This window comes from Vibrio sinaloensis DSM 21326 (assembly GCF_000189275.1).
Classification (GTDB): Bacteria; Pseudomonadota; Gammaproteobacteria; order Enterobacterales; family Vibrionaceae; genus Vibrio; species Vibrio sinaloensis.
In genome coordinates, this window is sequence record NZ_AEVT01000117.1 from 148,439 (window position 1) to 166,766 (window position 18,328).

The following is an 18,328-nucleotide window of genomic DNA, read 5'->3' on the forward strand; positions in this document are numbered from 1 at the left end:
CAAAAGTCGGTAGGTTTTGATAAACGCCTTATGGCTGAATAACCAAGATGATCTATTTGAGGAGAAATGGATGGCTCACTACATTTTCGGTTACGGCAGTTTAATGAACTCTGCGTCACGCCAATTAACCGGGCAAACTTCGCACGCAATTACCGCGACAGCACACGGCTTCAAACGTTACTGGGGCAAAGTCGATGACAGCTATATCTTGTCGCCATTGGTGGTAAATCGAGGAGATGGTCAAGTCAACGGCGTATTGCTGCAAGTCGATGACCAGGGGTTAATTGAGTTTGACCGTCGTGAACGAGGCTACCATCGCGTTACCATAGGTGCAGAGCAGATTGACAGCGACTACGAGCTGGCGAAACACGACCAAGTGTGGGTTTATATCAAGGATCAGCCCGAGCCACCGTGCGATCTCAGCCCCATCATGCAGACTTATGTCGACACTGTTTTAGCGGGGTGTTTAGAAATTTCTGAACAATTCGCCAAACAGTTTGTTGAACATACGATCGGCTGGCATTTTCCGTTAGAAAACGATCGCCACCAGCCGAAGTACGGCAATTTGGCAGGTGTAACACCAGAGCACCACAGCCAAATTGATGCCCTGGTCGCACTTGCGCGAGCCTAATCGACGGAAAACCGCTTAAACGATACGCACCCCAGCAGGCATTGAGCGCTCTGGGGTGAGCAGCACACTCTCAGACTCATCGTCAGTTTCAGCACACAGCAGCATACATTCAGAGGTTTCACCTCGCATCTTCGCTTTCGCCAAATTGCACAGCACCACGACCTCTTTGCCCATCAGCTCTTGCTCCGTATAGTAGGGTACCAAGCTCGTGACGGTTTGCAGGCGCTGTTCGCCGACATCAATCTGCACTATATACAGCTTGTCAGCGTTCTGGTGGCGCGTTACCTCGATAATTTTCCCGGTACGAATCTCTAATTTGGCAAAGTCATTGTAAGTGATAGTTTCCATGATAAAACACCAAGTAAAGTTTTACTAAAAGACAACGTTTACACTATCAGCAATGCCTTATATTACAAGTGGTAAAGATCTCATTTTGATAAGGTAACAGTCATAGTGTTTGCCTTATTTACATTGACAGGGTTAAATGGGCTCAGAACTATTTCTGAGGTCGAATATGGCAACTATCAAAGATGTCGCACGCGAGGCTGGTGTCTCAATCGCGACGGTATCGCGCGTGATCAATCACTCACCGAAAGCAAGTAAAGCGTCGATTCAATCTGTCACTCAGGCGATGGCTAAGCTGGGCTATCGCCCCAACGCGGCGGCGCAGGCCCTCGTCAGCCAGAACAGCAATACTGTTGGTGTTTTGGTGGGGGATGTATCGGATCCGTTTTTTGGCACTTTGGTTAAAGCCGTCGACAATGTCGCTCACGAGCATGGTAAGCACATACTGATCGGTAACGGCTATCACCGAGCAGAAGAAGAGCGCAAAGCGATAGAGTTACTGATTAACAACCGCTGCGACGCTCTAGTGATCCATTCCAAAGGGCTCACCGATGAGGAGTTGATCAAATACGCCAACGAAGTAAAAGGCATGGTACTGATCAACCGCCATATTCCTGAATTATCGGAGCGCTGCATTTCACTCGATAACCGCCAAGGTGCGTATTTGGCGACCGAATACTTGATTCGTCATGGTCATCGTAAAATTGCCTGTATCGCATCCAGCCATGACATTGAAGATGCTCGAGACCGCGTCGAAGGCTACCTCGCCGCATTGAAAGAGCACGATATTGACCTGCCTAAAAGCTACATTGAGTATGGCGAACCCAACAGTGATGGTGGAGAAGTCGCAATGACCAACCTACTCACCAAATCGCTGACGATCACCGGGGCGGTCGCCTATAACGACTATATGGCTGCGGGTGCATTGGCTGTATTAGATGAAAATGGCATTGTGGTCCCTGACCAGGTTTCCATGCTCGGATTTGATGATGGCTTGATCGCACGTTATGTCCACCCGCGCTTAACCACGATTCGCTACCCGATAGAAATGATGGCTGAACGCGCCGCTCGACTGGCACTCAAACTAGCCAAGTCAGAGCCCGCAGAAGATGAAGCGATTGTCTTTACCCCGACTTTGGTTAGACGCAATTCTGTCGACAAGATCTAACTTGGGTAAATCACATAAAAACAAAGGCATGATCTCTCATGCCTTTTCTTTGTTTGGCGATACAGTCTCGCCACCTAGCCTATCGCGTTATGCAACGTCATGACCTTTTGATGCCACCCAGATTCGGTACCATTGCTCGTTAGTCAGTTGCAGGTCTAACGCACCGACCGCGGTTTTTACTCGCTCAATATTACCACTACCAAGGATCGGCACAGGGTTAGACGGTAAACGTAATACCCAGGCAAACACCACTTGATCCAGAGAGTTCGCACCAATCTCTTCAGCCACTTGATGTAATGTAGAGCGAAGGCGCTGGAACTGGTCATTTTCTTCGCTGAACAAACGACCACCAGCTAAGCAAGACCATGCCATAGGACGTACGCGCTCTTGCTGAAGTTGCTCTAGCGTCCCATCTTCCGTGACCTGAAGATTCACCGGATTTATCTCAACTTGGTTAGTGATCAATGACTCATCGACACGCGATTGCAACAGCGCAAATTGCGCAGGTGTGAAATTCGACACACCGAAGTGTTTCACTTTACCGGCGGCTTTCAACTGTGAAAATGCCTCAGCGGCCTCATCGGCATCCATGAGTAAATCTGGACGGTGCAATAGTAGGACATCAAGATGATCGGTTTTAAGACGTTGCAGCGATTCATCGACCGATTCCAGGATTGCGGCCTTACCACTGTTATAGTGATTAACGTACTTTCCTTCACCGCGATAAATACCGCACTTAGACACAATTTGGATTTGATCGCGCAAGCTGCTATCAAGAGTAAGCACATCACCAAACATACGCTCACAGGCCGATTCCGGACCATACACTGGAGCATGGTCAACCGTAGTGACCCCCAGTTCAATATGCTGCTTAACAAATGCGTGTTGCTGCTGGGTGCTCATCCCCCACTCAGCCATACGCCAGTAACCTTGAATCATTGGAGAGAACACTGGATGCTCTTTTTGCATGGTCTTAATTCCTATCATGTTTAACCAGTTCAGCCACTGATCATCAATTCATCTATTGACACTATACGCCCGAAGCCCACTGTGATTAAACCAGCTATCAAGAAAAGATAATTCGATATAAAGGACAATCAACTAGTATTAATCTTTTATATTGAATTATAATACTCACTCGATTGGTGAAACAAAGGATGCTCTAGATGCACAAAATGCATAAACGTTTTGAACGCTATGCGCTGTTTAGTGAAGTCGCCAATCAGTTGAGCTTCTCCAAAGCTGCGGATAAGTTAGGCATTTCACGTAGTTACCTCTCCTCACAAATCCACCAGTTAGAGCAAGAGCTGGAAACCAGCTTATTGATTCGTTCGACTCGCAGCGTGCGCCTTACTTCCGCGGGTGAGAAGATCTTACTCAAGATGCAAGCCATCAACTCATCCATTTTGCAACTGGAAAAAGAGCTCGAACATACCGAGAGTGAAGTGACGGGCATGTTGCGTATTACGGCACCGACCATCTTTAGCCATCGCTTTCTGATTGATATCTGCCGCGAGTTTCAAGACATCCACCCGCAGATCGAATTTGATTTGAATGTCGGCTACACCCGAGAAGATCTAACAAAAACTAACTTTGACCTCGCTATCCGTGCCACCACCAATCCGCCAGAAAATATGGTGGCGAAAAAGCTGATGCCCTATCAGCACATCTGCTGCGCCTCGCCGCAATACCTTGCGCGTTATGGAGAACCGACCCATCCGGATCAGTTAGTACAACATAACTGTTTGTCAGATCCTCATTTAACCGAGTGGGCGTTCTTTTCTGATAACACCACCATTAGGGTCAAGACCGATGGCGACATGTTTATTAATGACAACTTGTTATTGTTGGAGGCGGCAATTCAAGGTAAAGGCATCATCAAAATGCCGGATTACTTGGTCAGGCAAGCTCTCGACAGTGGCGCTTTGGTGCAAATACTGCCGCGTTACTTTATCAATCAAAGCAGCATCTACTTAATCTATCCTCCACAATTGCGCGGCAGTACCAAATTGGCGGCATTTACTGAATTCATGCAACAATGGTTCGCGTCAAAACACGCGACACATTCGCTCAAATAGATAAGGTTGGTTATGCTTTCCGTACCACTCAACAGCTTTGTTCATCGCGTTAATGATAAACAGCAAGTGCTGAACTTAGTCGCTGAGCATGGCTGTCAGTTGAAACGCATTCGCCGTTCACGCCACTGGATGCTGAGCGGAGATGAAGACCAACTTCGCCTGTTGAGCGATCAGCTCGATAGTGTCAGCCAACAGTGGATAATCAAAGCGATCAATCTCGCGTTACCCAAGTTAACCATTTCTTTGCAGCAAGTCCTCACTGAACAGCCAAATTTGACCGTCACTCAACTCGTTAGCTTGACCGACTGTTCGATGGAAGAAGCGCGCAGGGCAATTGATGAACACGAAGGGTTTTAAGCGGGAAAGCGTAACGATTAAGCCAAGTGAGCCCAACCGTTAGCGCGATTAAATGTGGAACAGATAGCAAGTGGTAAAACGGTACTCTTGCTCAGGGTGGAGAATGCAGTCAGGTTGCGGCCACTCTGGATGATTGGGAGAATCTGGTAAGAATTGGCTTTCTAACGCGACCCCCGCATAGTCAGAGTATTCGCCACTTCTGCTCGGTGTACCAGACAACCAGTTTCCCGTATAGAGCTGCATTGCCGGTTTATCAGTTATCACGCTCATCGCCACTTTTTTATCCTGACTAGTGAGCCGAGCCACTGCTTGGTTGGTGTCTCTGTTTGGCTCAAAGTAATAACTGTGATCATAGCCTTTGGCAGCCTGCTGCTGATCATCGCTTAGAAAATCACGCGCAATCACTTTCTCAGTAGTAAAATCAAAGCCACTCCCTATGACACTGGCCAATGAACCAGCCGGAACACCCGTAGAGTCGGTCGGCAAGTATTGCTGCGCATCAATCCATAATTGATGCTGACGTACGTCGATGCCCGCTTCAGCACCATCAAGATTAAAGTAACTGTGGTTGGTCAAATTCACCGGCGTCTTGGCGTCTGTTTTGGCTGAGTAATGAATCTCAAGTGCGCCCTGTTCAGTAAGGCGATACAAAGCTTCAACCACTAAATTCCCCGGAAAACCTTGCTCGCCATCGGCCGAGCGATAACGGAAAAGAACATGGCAAGCCGAATGCTCGACAACCTGCCAACGCACTTTGTTGAAACCGAGCTTACCGCCATGCAGGCAGTTGCCCGCTTGGTTTTGCTCAAGCTGATAAGGCTGGCCATCAATAAAGAACTTACCTTTAGCAATGCGGTTTGCATAACGACCAACCGTTACCCCCATGTAACTGGCTTGTCGTTCAAAGTCGGTCATGGTCCCTACACCAAGTACCACCTCCCGTTGCTCACCACATGCTAAAGGTAAGCGACAACTGAGCACACACGCCCCGATGTCCATCAACACAACACTCATCCCCACGGTGTTGGTCAATTCAAACAACTGCGCAGGTTGCCCATCAAACGCCATCTGCGCAGTCATGTTTTGCCAAGTCTGTTCAACCATTTTAAGCCTTACCTAACTTCGATTACGCCAGCACCCGCTTTCGCTTGGCAGACGTAAATCGATTCTTTTAACCCTGTCGCAGCCTGATACTGAGATTCGACTGCGGCTTTTACATCATCAACCAATGCTGGCGGCATCAAGGCAACAATACAACCACCGAACCCACCACCAGTCATACGCACGCCGCCTTGCTTACCGATCACCTGTTTGACGATCGCCACCAAAGTATCGATCTCTTTAACCGTAATCTCAAAGTCATCACGCATTGAAGCGTGCGATTCTGCCATCAGTTTAGCCAAGCGAGGCATATCATTTTCTCGCAGCGCATCTGCTGCTTCTAAGGTTCGCGCATTTTCGCTGATCACATGTCGAGCACGTTTCGCCACCACTTCATCCAGCTCAGCAACGCGTGCATTAAATTGTTCAATATCGACATCTCTCAGTGCTTTAACACCAAACGCTTGCGCCGCTTGTTCACACTGTTGGCGACGAGTGTTGTACTCACTGTCCACCAAACCACGCTGCTTATTGGAGTTAATGATCACAACAGCCATGTCTGCTGGCATAGAAACCGCTTGGGTGTCGAGCGTACGGCAATCGAGCAGCATGGCATGATTTTCTTGTCCTTCAGCGGAAATCATTTGATCCATGATGCCACAATTACAACCCACAAATTGGTTCTCGGCTTGTTGACCGTTCAGCGCGATTTCAGCTTGGCTGATCTCCAACTGGTACAGCGCTTTAAACGTTTGACCGATGACGACTTCAAGTGCAGCAGAAGAACTCAACCCCGCGCCTTGCGGCACATTGCCCGTCACGGCAATATCCGCACCAGCAAACTGATAACCACGCTCCAGTAAATGCTTCACCACACCGCGAATGTAGTTCGCCCACATTTTATCTTGTATAAATTCAATCTCTTTGGTGATATCAAACTCGTCGACTTGATTGCCGTAATCCACTGAAATAACACGAACTAATGAATCATCGCGCTGAGCTGCTGCGACCACCGTTTGGTAATTTATCGCACACGGCAACACAAACCCATCGTTGTAGTCAGTGTGCTCACCTATCAGGTTGACTCGACCCGGAGCTTGAATGATATGGCTTGGTTGATACCCCAAGACCTGCTCAAATGACGCTTTCACATTTTGAATAAGTTCAGACATAAAATGCTCTCTTAAAGATAAATTAGTTTGGGATAGCGCGTGTGAGCCTGTTTCTTCGAGTTAAAGTTGCGCTATCCCGTTAATCGCTAATGGCGGGATCACCTACCGTTCGTGTTACTGCTCTTTGTAATGCACATCACTAAGCGCTCTGAGCCTTTGTGCGGCTTGCTCTGGTGTTAAATCTCGCTGGCTTTCCGCTAGCATTTCGTAACCCACCATAAACTTACGCACCGTCGCACTGCGTAGCAATGGCGGATAGAACAGCGCATGCAACTGCCAATGATCGATGTTTGTGCCTTGTTCAAAGAACGGGGCATAGTGCCAGCCCATTGAGTAAGGGAATGAACATTGGAACAAGTTGTCGTAACGGCTGGTGAGCTTCTTAATTGCCACGGCTAAATCGTCGCGTTGCTCATCACTTAACTCATGCATACGGCGAATATGCGTTTTCGGCAGTAGCATGGTTTCAAACGGCCACGCCGCCCAATACGGGACCAAAGCAACCCAGTGCTCGGTCTCAACCACAATTCGAGAACCGTCTTGAATCTCCTCAGTCACATAATCAACCAGCAAATTCGACCCATGCTCACGGTAATAGGCTTTTAAGTGATGTTCTTTACGTTCGATTTCATTTGGTAGGAAACTGTTCGCCCAGATTTGACCATGTGGATGAGGCTGCGAGCAGCCCATGGTTTCGCCTTTGTTCTCAAAAGCTTGCACCCAGAGGTACTCTTTACCCAGCTCTTCAATCTGTTGGTCCCAAGTATCGATCACGCCGCGAATCTTAGTCACAGACAACTCTGGTAAGGTTTTACTGTGGTCGGGTGAGAAACAAATGACTCGACTCAATCCGCGCACACCTTGCGTTTTAAAAAGCGGGCTATCAGAGTGAGGAGCGTCGGGTGAATCAACCATCAAAGCCGCAAAATCGTTGTTGAACACATAAGTGCCCTGATAGTCGGGATTTACGTCACCAGAAATGCGTTCATTGGTCGGACATAAAAAGCACTTTTCATCGTAGCTTGGCAGCTCATCCGTCGCCGCTTTTTCATCGGCACCACTCCAAGGTCGCTTGGCACGGTGGGGAGAAACTAAGATCCACTGCCCCGTCAAAGGATTGTATCGACGGTGTGGGTGATCCACTGGGTTAAACTCAATATTCGACATCTTACTTACTCAACTTAGCTCTAAATCTGACGGGCTGAAATGTGGCACTTTACTTAACGAGTTTGCGCTCATCTTTCAGCATAGTGGCCAAGCAGCGGGCGCTCGCTGACTGCAAGGCTGCGGAACTGGCATCGATTATTCGAGGTATCCATTTGGATTTTCAGACTGCCACTTCCAAGTATCTCTGGTCATTTCACTCACCGTTCGCGACGCTTTCCAAGCTAAATCACGCTCAGCCTTATCGGTACTGGCCCAACATTCAGCAATATCTCCCGGTCGACGAGGACATAGCTCGTAAGGCACCGGCTTGTCGCACGCAGCCGCAAAAGCTTGCACCATTTCGAGCACGCTCGAACCTTTGCCAGTGCCAAGGTTATAAATGTGCAATCCAGCTTGATCACCGACCGCTTTGAGTGCTGCGATATGGCCGTCAGCAAGATCCATTACATGAATATAGTCACGGACACCGGTACCGTCAGGAGTGGGATAGTCGTTCCCAAACACCGACAGTTTCTCACGACGCCCAACAGCAACTTGAGCAATAAAAGGCATTAAATTGTTCGGAATACCTTGTGGGTCTTCTCCCATCGTGCCAGACGGATGAGCTCCCACAGGATTAAAGTAGCGTAATAGGGTAATGCTCCAATCACTGTCTGCGTGGAACACATCGCTAAGGCACTGCTCCACCATGTATTTGCTACGACCATAAGGGTTTGTCGTTGCACCCGTTGGTGAATCTTCAGTAATCGGCACCGAAGTTGGGTCACCATAAACCGTAGCCGACGAGCTAAACACGATACTTTTCACTCCCGCCTTACGCATACTGCGCGCTAAAACCAATGAACCATTGACGTTGTTGTCATAGTATTCCAGTGGTTTTGCGACCGACTCCCCGACCGCTTTTAAGCCCGCAAAATGGATAACCGCTTCAATGGAATGCTGGGCGAATACAGAATCAAGGAAGGACTCATCGCGAATATCTCCTTGATAAAAGCTCGGTCTATTGCCTGTTAGTGCTTCAATGCGATTCAGTACTTCTGCTTTTGCGTTACACAAGTTGTCGACAATGATGGGCTGCATGCCCGCTTCGATCATCTGCACACATGTGTGACTGCCGATGTAACCCATACCACCCGTAACAAGAACTTTCACCGTTCGCACTCCACTGATTAGTAAACCACGTTGCCCTGCAACGCAGGCATTTGTCTGTGATTAAAAGTCTACCAATCAAATCCGCTCAAGATCCGTGATCAAATTCGCATTGTGTAAACGTTTCCACAAAATAGTTATGTTTACCTGTCTGGGTAACAGACGAAAAAGGTTTAGTTAAATCGCATAATAGGTTGAGAATAGGCGCTCTTCTGGGCATAAAACGTCGTTCTTTCCACCGCGTGTCAGCGGAATCTGCTGTTGTTTACACTTTTTACTAAAAATTAGTACATCGCAGGATGGATTGTTTACAATGACTCTCAATAGTTAGATTGCCGACTAAGGCAACGTAAAGGGATGTAAATCATGGCGACACTAAAAGATATCGCAACGGAAGCTGGCGTTTCTCTGGCAACCGTCTCTCGGGTACTGAACGATGACCCCACCTTAAGTGTTAAAGAAGAAACCAAACACCGCATATTTGAAATTGCTGAGAAGCTGGAGTACAAGACCAGCAGCTCGAAAAAAGCCATTCAAGCAAAAAAACTCAACCATCACTTTTTGGCTGTCTATAACTACAAACAAGAAGCTGAAGTGAATGACCCTTATTACTTGTCTATTCGCCACGGTATTGAGACACAGTGCGACAAGCTCGGCATTGAGCTAACCAACTGTTATGACAGTGATATTCCAGCGATTAGCAATAAGGTCACAGGTGTCCTTTTAGTTGGCCGCAGTCAGCCTGAGACCATAGAGAAGCTGACAAAACTGACTGATAACCTTTGTTACGTTGACTTTAGTGACAACCAGTCGTCTTTCGATTCCGTCGATATTGACCTAGCTCGAATCAGTAAAGAAGTGACCGATTACTTCATTCAACAAGGCTTTGAACGTATTGGCTTTATAGGTGGTCAGGACCAACCCAACAGTGCCGACATTCGTGAAATCGCGTTTGCTGAATACGGCCAATTGAAAGGGGTTGTCTCGCTGGATGATGTGTATCGTGGTGAATTCACCAGCTCATCAGGCTACGATTTGGCGAAAAAGATGTTGGCGAAAAGCGATTTTCCTCGCGCATTGTTCATCGCATCCGACTCTATTGCCATTGGAGTATTAAGAGCTCTGCATGAGCACGGGCTCAATATTCCAGACGATATTTCTCTTATCAGCGTTAACGACATTCCCACAGCGAAGTTTACTTTTCCTTCTCTATCAACGGTACGCATCCATTCAGAAATGATGGGGATTCAAGGGGTTAACTTACTTGTCGAGAAAGTACGCGATGGCAGAGCGCTACCTTTACAAGTCTATGTACCAAGTAAGTTAAAGTTACGAGGAACCACCCGATGACAGACGATCAGCTACTGGCTGAACTGAAGCAAAATGCGTGTTTAGATCTGGTCAAGCTCTACCATGCAAACCCACAGGCTTCGCTTTATGCGCTGCTAGAGCGTTTGTATCAATTGCGTCAGCAACATCAGTTAACCACTCGGATTTCACCGTTTATCTCCGAGATTGAATCGATAACGCAGGGTCTTCAACCCGAGCAGATCAGCGCAGAACGGTTCGCAGAAATCTGCCAAGCTTTGGACTTAAATCAGCGAGCGCATAAGATGAGTCGATTTATCCTGACTCAGGACAACCATTCCGCTTTTGCAAAACCGGTTGATCTGGTGATGTTTGGTGATTCAATTACTGAATGGGGGCCTTGGCATGATGCCCTGCCTAACATCCCACTGAGTAATCGAGGTTTAGCTGGTGACACCACCGCAGGCATGGTGCAACGCCTTGAGACAACAACACTTCACCAACCAAAGCTGGTATGTGTAATGGCAGGTATCAACGACTTGGCTCAAGGTTATTCTGTTGAGCACATCAGTCATAATTACGCAAAAATGGTCGATTTTTGGTGTGCGCAGGACATCGAAGTTTGGGTTCAATCAACCTTGTATGTGGGTGAAAGAATGGCGGCTTTGAACCCTAAAGTCACTCAACTGAACCAACAACTGCAACAAATGTGCGAACAAAAGCAGGTGCGTTTTCTCGATCTCAATCAAGTGATATGCCCTCAACAAGTTTTACCACTTGATAGCAGTTGTGATGATTTACATTTAAATTCAACGGCCTACAAAAAATGGCTGCACACCTTAACCCCTCTCTTAGCGCAAGCATTGTAACAGCGACAACGAAATCTCTATCCTCACAAAGCACTGAATATCGGTGCTTTTTTGTTTCTATTGCCTTTTTTTGCCTAGAAAGCGCTCCTCTTTTCTGCACTTAACCTTGCTCAAAAGTCATTCTTTTAGCCGGATCACAGCTTTCACGACTTGTGTAAAACAAAGCGTGATCAAGTTAAAGTAAAACGTTTTCACAAATTTATTTTAGTAAAACTTTTACTAATATCTTTTCCAGATGCTCATAGAGCCATTCTTTCATTACAACGTCGGCTGATCATTCGATCGTTTTAGCCGAGGGAGAGTAAACGTGAACAACTGGGAAAACTTCCACCTTCTGCATGAGAATCGCTTAGCCCCCCGTGCTTACTTCTTCTCATACGACTCAGTGAACAAAGCACAAACCTTCCAACGCGAGTTAAGCAGTCACTTTATGCTGCTTAGCGGCCAATGGAAGTTTAACTTCTTTACCAATCCAATGCTGGTGCCTGAAGAGTTCTACTCGCAAGCTATGCAGCAGTGGGAGCACATTACGGTTCCTAACATGTGGCAAATGGAAGGCCACGGTGATCTTCAATACACAGACGAAGGTTTTCCATTCCCAATTGACGTCCCTTTTGTGCCAACCGACAACCCGACCGGCGCCTATCAACGCACATTCACGCTTGGTGACAGTTGGAACGACAAACAAACCATCATCAAGTTTGATGGGGTAGAAACCTACTTCGAAGTGTACGTGAACGGTCACTACGTCGGATTTAGCAAGGGCAGTCGCCTAACCGCCGAATTCGATATCTCTCAATATGTGCAGCAAGGTGACAATCTGTTAGCGGTGCGCGTTATGCAGTGGGCTGACTCAACTTACATTGAAGACCAAGATATGTGGTGGACTGCGGGGATCTTCCGCGATGTTTACCTTGTCGGTAAAGAGCCCGTTCACGTTCAGGACTTCACGGTTCGCACCGACTTCGCTGACGATTACGTATCTGCAACCCTGTCTTGCCAAGTAGAGCTTACAAACTTATCTGACCTACAAGCTTCTGGCTACACACTTGACTATGCGCTGATGGATAAAGGTCAGGTTGTTGCACAAGGCTGTTGCAGTAACCTGACTATCGATACCACAACGCAAGCTCGCTTTGAGATCGAAATGGATACGCCCATCCACTGGACAGCAGAAACCCCTTATCTGTACCCGTTGGTTCTGACACTGAAAGATAGCCTAGGTAAGATCATCGAAGTCATTCCACAGCGGGTGGGTTTTCGAGATATCAAGGTGCGCGATGGTCTTTTCTACATCAACAACCAGTATGTGATGCTGCACGGCGTCAACCGCCACGACAACGATCATCTCAAAGGTCGTACCGTGGGAATGGATCGCGTCGAGAAAGATCTCGTATTGATGAAACAACACAACATTAACTCAGTACGTACCGCCCACTACCCTAACGACCCTCGCTTTTATGAACTTTGCGATATCTATGGCCTATTTGTCATGGCGGAAACTGACGTTGAAACTCATGGTTTTGCCAATGTAGGCGATTTAAGCCGTATTACTGACGATGCAGACTGGCAAGCTGTGTTTGTCGACCGCGCTGAAAGACATGTTCATGCGCAGAAAAACCACCCTTCGATCATCATGTGGTCGCTCGGCAATGAATCGGGTTACGGCTGCAATATTCGCGCTATGTATCAGGCTACCAAGGCCATCGACAACACGCGCTTAGTGCACTATGAAGAAGACCGTGATGCAGAAGTGGTGGATGTTATTTCAACCATGTACTCACGCGCTCAACAGATGAACTGCTTTGGCGAGTTTCCACATGAGAAGCCACGCATCATCTGCGAATACGCGCACGCAATGGGGAACGGCCCAGGCGGTTTAACTGAGTACCAAAACGTCTTCTACCAACATGACCACATTCAAGGTCACTACGTTTGGGAATGGTGTGACCATGGTATTTTGGCTCGCAACGAACAGGGTGAATCCTTCTACAAATTCGGTGGCGACTACGGTGACTACCCGAACAACTACAACTTCTGTATGGATGGTTTGGTGTACCCAGACCAAACGCCAGGGCCTGGCCTGAAAGAGTACAAACAGGTCATCGCACCGGTAAAAATTCGCGCCACTGATGCCTACATGGGTAAGTTTATCGTCGAAAACAAACTCTGGTTTAGCGACCTAAATGATTACACCATCACAGCAGATATTCGCGCGGAAGGAGAAACGCTACGCAGTGTGCAATTCAAAGTTGAAGACCTTGCAGCCAACTCGCAACGTGATATTGAGATTGCCATCCCTGAACTTGACCAGCGCGAGGTGTTCATTAACTTCACAGTGCGCAAAGATACGCGCACCCTGTACAGCGCGGCAAACCATGAGATAGCCGTTTATCAATACCAGCTAAAAGAAAGCACGGCGATTGAACCTAGTTTCATCAATCAAAATGCGACCCCACTTAACGTTGAAGAAAGCCGTCTCAACTACCTGATCTCAGGCAATAACTTTGCGTTTAACTTCTCGAAGGTCAACGGCAAGCTGACCTCTTGGGTCGTCAATGGTGAAGAGCTGATTAAGTCAGCGCCTAAACTCAATTTCTTTAAGCCGATGATCGACAACCACAAGCAAGAGCACGAGGGGCTGTGGCAACCTGCGCACCTGCAAATTATGCAAGAGCACTTGCGTAGCCTTAACGTTGAGCAAATCGCTGACAAGATTGAAATCACGACCACCAGCATCATTGCGCCGCCAGTGTTTGATTTTGGAATGCGCTGTCAGTACCGATACCAAATCAATGCTGAAGGTCAGTTAAATCTGGAACTCAGTGGTGAGCGTTATGGCGACTACCCTCATGTCATTCCTGTTATCGGTCTCGACCTTGGTATCAACGGTGACTTTGACCAAGTCAAATATTACGGCCGCGGTCCAGAAGAGAACTACTTAGACAGCAAGCAAGCCAACCTAATTGATGTGTATCAGAGCACCGTTGCCGACATGTTTGAGAACTACCCATTCCCACAAAACAACGGCAACCGCCAGAATGTTCGCTGGGCAGCCCTCACCAACCGTAATGGTACTGGCTTGTTGGTCAAACCGCAGGAGGAAATCAACCTCAGCGCTTGGTTCTACACCAATCAAAACTTACATCAAGCGCAACACACCATTGAGCTGGAGAAAAGTGGTTACATCACTCTCAACCTAGACCACAAACTGATGGGGTTAGGTTCGAACTCTTGGGGCAGCGAGGTACTCGACTCTTACCGAGTGTATATGGATGCGTTCCGCTACGGGCTGACTCTTGTACCGCTTCAAGCAGGCGATTGCAGTGCCGAGGCACTGGCGAGCCACCGCTTTGAACAAGGTTTCTTTACTTCAACGACAGCAAACGAGGCGTAATTCATGATCGTGTTAGAAAGCTTAGAGCAATTCAAAATCGTTTATCGCGATGGCCGTAAGTGGAACCGCTGTGTTGAAGCGATTGACAACATCGCCAACATCAAAGATGGCGTGATGCATTCAATTGGCGACTCCTTGGTCTACATGATTGAAAACGGCATTGCTCGCAACAGCGACACTTTTGTCGGAAACCGTCGCTACTTTGATGTGCATTACTACTTATCAGGACGAGAAACCGTAGAGTTCGCCGACAAGTCTCAACTCACTCAGGTTGATGGCTATCGTGACGAAACCGACCGTGAGTACCTAACTGGCCACGGTGACGTTCGTCAGTTGTGTGAGGGACAAGTGGCGATTTTCGAAAACGATAAAGCCTACCGATTCCATGGCGATCATCCTGTTCGTAAGGTGGTGCTCAAAGTGACCATTGAAGACGGTTACTTCCTGAACAAGTAACAAAGACATTACTAAAAAAATAATAAGTTTGGGCGAGCCATCGTAGCCCGCCCAACTCCCCCTACAAAACGTGACTCTTCGGAGAGATAAAATGTCTGACACCAAACGCAATACCATAGGCAAGTTTGGCTTACTGTCATTAACCTTTGCAGCGGTATTTAGCTTTAATAACGTCATCAATAACAACATCGAGATCGGCTTAGCCTCCGCACCGATGTTCTTCTTGGCGACTCTGTTTTATTTCATTCCATTTTGCTTAATCATCGCTGAATTTGTTTCCCTCAATAAGGACTCAGAAGCCGGTGTATATGCTTGGGTGAAAAGCTCACTCGGTGGTCGCTGGGCGTTCATTTCTGCCTACACTTACTGGTTTGTTAACCTATTTTTCTTTACTTCACTATTACCGCGCGTCATTGCCTACGCCTCTTATGCCTTCCTTGGCTATGAGTACATCCTGACGCCGTTTGCAACCACAGCGCTGAGTATGATTCTGTTTGCCTTCGCAACCTATGTCTCGACCAACGGCGCCAAAATGCTGGGCCCAATTACTTCGGTCACCTCATCTTTGATGTTATTGCTGACCATCTCATACATTCTGTTATCAGGTGCAGCACTGGTTGGCGGTGTCGAGCCTGCCGACCCAGTCACGGTAGAAGCGATGATTCCTGACTTTAGTTGGGCATTTCTTGGCATTACCACTTGGATCTTTATGGCAGCGGGCGGTGCAGAATCGGTGGCTGTGTACGTCAATGACGTCAAAGGTGGCTCTAGGTCGTTCGTCAAAGTCATCATCATTGCTGGTATCTTTATCGGCGGTCTTTACTCTGTTGCTTCCGTCTTGATCAACGTCTTCGTTTCCAGCAGTGAACTCAAGTACACCGGCGGTTCAGTACAAGTGTTTGAAGGTTTGGCCAGCTACTTCGGTTTGCCTGAGATACTGATGAATCGTTTTGTGGGCTTGGTTTCCTTTACCGCAATGTTTGGTTCATTACTGATGTGGACAGCCACCCCTGTCAAAATCTTCTTCTCTGAAATTCCAGCGGGCATCTTTGGCCAGAAGACCATTGAGCTGAATGAAAATGGCGTCCCTGCGCGCGCAGCATGGGTGCAGTACGTCATCGTTTTCCCATTAATGATCATTCCGACTCTGGGCTCAAACACGGCACAAGATCTGATGAATACCGTGATCAACATGACGGCTGCCGCTTCAATGTTACCACCACTATTCATCATGTTGGCTTACCTCAACCTTCGCCTGAAACTGGATCACCTAGAGCGTGATTTCAAAATGGGTTCACGAATGACGGGGATTGCCGCGGTTTCGGTTCTGATCGTTATTTTCACCGTCGGCTTCTTAGCCTCGATGTTCCCAACTGGAGCGGACATCATGACCATCATTTTCTACAACGTGGGTGGCATCATGATCTTCCTTGGTTTTGCTTGGTGGAAATACAGCCAATACGAGAAATCACTCAACGATGCCGAGCGCTTAGAAGAAGCCGCTCCAGCCATCGCTAAATAAACACAATTAGGCAGAGAGCTTAGTGCTCTCTGCCCGCTAGACGCCGCGGCGGCTAGCTGCTATACCCAAGTAACCTTCTGGCACCGTTTCAGGCACCTCCAGGCTACTTAGGTATAACAACACAACATCCCGTCCGATTAGACAAATTAACGGAGGACATCATGTCTGAATCTCTTCGCGGCACCATAGGCAAATTTGCCTTGCTGTCGATGACGTTTGCTGCCGTATTTAACGTTCGCAACATCGTTAACAACAACATCGAATTGGGGCTAAGCTCCGCGCCCATTTTCCTATTTGCGACTATCGTTTACTTCATTCCTTTCGTATTTATCATCGCTGAATTCGTCTCTGCCAATAAGAATTCCGAGTCCGGTATGTACGACTGGTTGAAAAAACCTTTAGGGACTAAATCGGCCTACTTAGGCTCGTTTCTGTATTGGTTTGTGAACCTGTTTTGGTTCGTCTCTCTGTTGCCGAATGTCATTGCCTACGCGTCTTACGCCATGCTGGGTTATGAATACACCTTCTCGCCAATGGTGACCTCCATTATCTCTATCGTGTTATTCGCCGCAGCCACTCATATCTCGACCAAAGGTGCGAGTTGGCTGGGTAAGATTTCTGAAATCGTCGCTTACGGTGTATTTGCTCTGTTCGCTATTTATGTTCTAGGGGCATTGATGGCACTCGGTGGCGGTGAGTACGTGCCAGCAGAACCCATCACCTTAGAAGCCATGAGCCCAACCATTAACTGGGCGACACTCGGTATTATGTGCTGGATCTTCCAAGCTGCTGGTGGCGCTGAGACCGCAGCAGCCTACCTAAAAGACGTGAAAGGTGGGCAGAAAGCCTTTATTAAAGTGATCATCATGGCCGGTATCTTGATTGGTGCGATGTACGCATTAGGCTCATTGCTGGTTAACGTATTTGTTCCTCGCGAGGAGCTAACCTACGCAGGCGGTATGGTTGAGATCTTCACGGGCATGGCGCAATACTTCGAAGTTTCGACCTTAATGGTGGGACGCTTTGTCGGTATTGTGTTGTTTATTGCTATGTTTGGTTCGATGATGATGTGGACCGCAGCACCGGTAAAGATCCACTTCTCAGAAATTCCAAAAGGGGTCTACGGTGAGAAAACGACCGAGCTCAATGAACATGGGGTACCAGTCCGCGCTGCGTGGTGGCAGTTTGCGTTCGTCGTCGTGATGCTCATTGTCAACGGCTTTGGCTCTGAATCCGTTCAAGACATGATGAATCAGGCGATCAACCTAACCGCTGGCACCGCCATGCTGCCACCGATCTTTATTATGGTCGCGTACTTCATTTTCCGTTTAAGGCATGATGATACCCCGCGCGACTTCCGCATGGGATCGCGCAAGTTTGGTATGGGCGTAGTCTCTGTACTGATCACCATATTTGTCGTGAGCATGACGGCTTCGGCATTCCCAACTGGGGTGAATTTAGTGCGCGCCTTCTTCATCAATGTGTTTATGACCGCTGTGTTCTCTGGCTTGGCTTGGTGGTGGATCTCTCGCTTTGAAAAAAAGCAGCAGCGCAAAAGCGCTGAGTTACACCAGGTGACCGAATCTTAAGCGTTGAACCCAAAAGCCC

At 47.8% G+C, this 18,328-nt stretch carries 16 protein-coding genes; 10 read left to right on the forward strand and 6 right to left on the reverse strand.

From position 1 onward, the window contains the following. Nucleotides 1-70: 70 nt before the first annotated feature. Nucleotides 71-631 (forward strand): gamma-glutamylcyclotransferase family protein, encoded by a 561-nt coding sequence (locus RH45_RS21185; RefSeq protein WP_008081299.1) that lies wholly within the window; start codon nt 71-73, stop codon nt 629-631. A 15-nt stretch (nt 632-646) separates the two neighbouring features. Here RH45_RS21185 and RH45_RS21190 read toward each other — a convergent pair whose 3' ends face one another. Continuing rightward, nucleotides 647-979: a tRNA-binding protein gene (locus tag RH45_RS21190; protein ID WP_008081301.1), complete on the reverse strand. Its 333-nt coding sequence runs from the start codon at nt 977-979 to the stop codon at nt 647-649. Between the two features lie 166 nt (nt 980-1,145). Here RH45_RS21190 and RH45_RS21195 point away from each other — a divergent pair, with 166 nt between their 5' ends. Beyond that, nucleotides 1,146-2,144 carry a substrate-binding domain-containing protein gene (locus RH45_RS21195; protein ID WP_008081302.1) on the forward strand — a complete coding sequence of 333 codons (999 nt, stop codon included), beginning with the start codon at nt 1,146-1,148 and terminating at the stop codon, nt 2,142-2,144. Nucleotides 2,145-2,231: 87 nt separating this feature from the next. On the opposite strand, the gene RH45_RS21200 is transcribed toward RH45_RS21195, so the two are convergent. Further along, nucleotides 2,232-3,113 (reverse strand): aldo/keto reductase, encoded by an 882-nt coding sequence (locus tag RH45_RS21200; protein ID WP_008081304.1) that lies wholly within the window; start codon nt 3,111-3,113, stop codon nt 2,232-2,234. Nucleotides 3,114-3,310: 197 nt separating this feature from the next. Between RH45_RS21200 and RH45_RS21205 the strand changes: the two genes are divergently transcribed. Beyond that, the gene (locus tag RH45_RS21205) at nt 3,311-4,222 is read left to right on the forward strand and encodes a LysR family transcriptional regulator (protein WP_008081306.1); all 912 of its coding nucleotides are present in this window, start codon (nt 3,311-3,313) and stop codon (nt 4,220-4,222) included. Nucleotides 4,223-4,234: 12 nt separating this feature from the next. Next, a complete protein-coding gene (locus tag RH45_RS21210; RefSeq protein ID WP_008081309.1) occupies nt 4,235-4,579 on the forward strand; it encodes a ribosome recycling factor family protein in 345 nt (114 codons plus the stop codon). A gap of 48 nt (nt 4,580-4,627) precedes the next feature. On the opposite strand, the gene galM is transcribed toward RH45_RS21210, so the two are convergent. From galM to galE, 4 genes are all read right to left on the reverse strand, one after another. Next, nucleotides 4,628-5,683, reverse strand: coding sequence for a galactose-1-epimerase (gene galM / locus RH45_RS21215; RefSeq protein WP_008081311.1), 1,056 nt, complete (start codon nt 5,681-5,683; stop codon nt 4,628-4,630). Nucleotides 5,684-5,691: 8 nt separating this feature from the next. Beyond that, nucleotides 5,692-6,852: a galactokinase gene (gene galK, locus RH45_RS21220; RefSeq protein WP_008081313.1), complete on the reverse strand. Its 1,161-nt coding sequence runs from the start codon at nt 6,850-6,852 to the stop codon at nt 5,692-5,694. 114 nt (nt 6,853-6,966) lie between these two features. Beyond that, nucleotides 6,967-8,019: a UDP-glucose--hexose-1-phosphate uridylyltransferase gene (locus RH45_RS21225; protein WP_008081314.1), complete on the reverse strand. Its 1,053-nt coding sequence runs from the start codon at nt 8,017-8,019 to the stop codon at nt 6,967-6,969. Nucleotides 8,020-8,154: 135 nt separating this feature from the next. Beyond that, nucleotides 8,155-9,171, reverse strand: a complete 1,017-nt coding sequence (gene galE / locus RH45_RS21230; protein ID WP_008081316.1) for a UDP-glucose 4-epimerase GalE — start codon at nt 9,169-9,171, stop codon at nt 8,155-8,157. Between the two features lie 363 nt (nt 9,172-9,534). Here galE and ebgR point away from each other — a divergent pair, with 363 nt between their 5' ends. From ebgR to RH45_RS21260, 6 genes are all read left to right on the forward strand, one after another. Beyond that, entirely contained in the window at nt 9,535-10,518 is a 984-nt protein-coding gene (ebgR, locus tag RH45_RS21235; RefSeq protein ID WP_008081318.1) for a transcriptional regulator EbgR, read from the forward strand. Beyond that, on the forward strand, nt 10,515-11,345 hold the full coding sequence (locus RH45_RS21240) for an SGNH/GDSL hydrolase family protein (RefSeq protein ID WP_008081320.1): 831 nt from the start codon (nt 10,515-10,517) through the stop codon (nt 11,343-11,345). Before ebgR ends, RH45_RS21240 begins: the two co-directional genes overlap by 4 nt. Before the next feature lie 307 nt (nt 11,346-11,652). Then, entirely contained in the window at nt 11,653-14,742 is a 3,090-nt protein-coding gene (gene ebgA, locus RH45_RS21245; RefSeq protein WP_008081321.1) for a beta-galactosidase subunit alpha, read from the forward strand. A 3-nt stretch (nt 14,743-14,745) separates the two neighbouring features. Then, entirely contained in the window at nt 14,746-15,198 is a 453-nt protein-coding gene (locus RH45_RS21250) for a beta-galactosidase subunit beta (protein ID WP_008081323.1), read from the forward strand. 91 nt (nt 15,199-15,289) lie between these two features. Next, nucleotides 15,290-16,720, forward strand: coding sequence for an amino acid permease (locus RH45_RS21255; protein WP_008081324.1), 1,431 nt, complete (start codon nt 15,290-15,292; stop codon nt 16,718-16,720). Between the two features lie 161 nt (nt 16,721-16,881). Continuing rightward, complete coding sequence (locus RH45_RS21260; RefSeq protein ID WP_008081327.1) at nt 16,882-18,309, forward strand: amino acid permease; 1,428 nt, start codon at nt 16,882-16,884, stop codon at nt 18,307-18,309. Nucleotides 18,310-18,328 lie beyond the last annotated feature (19 nt).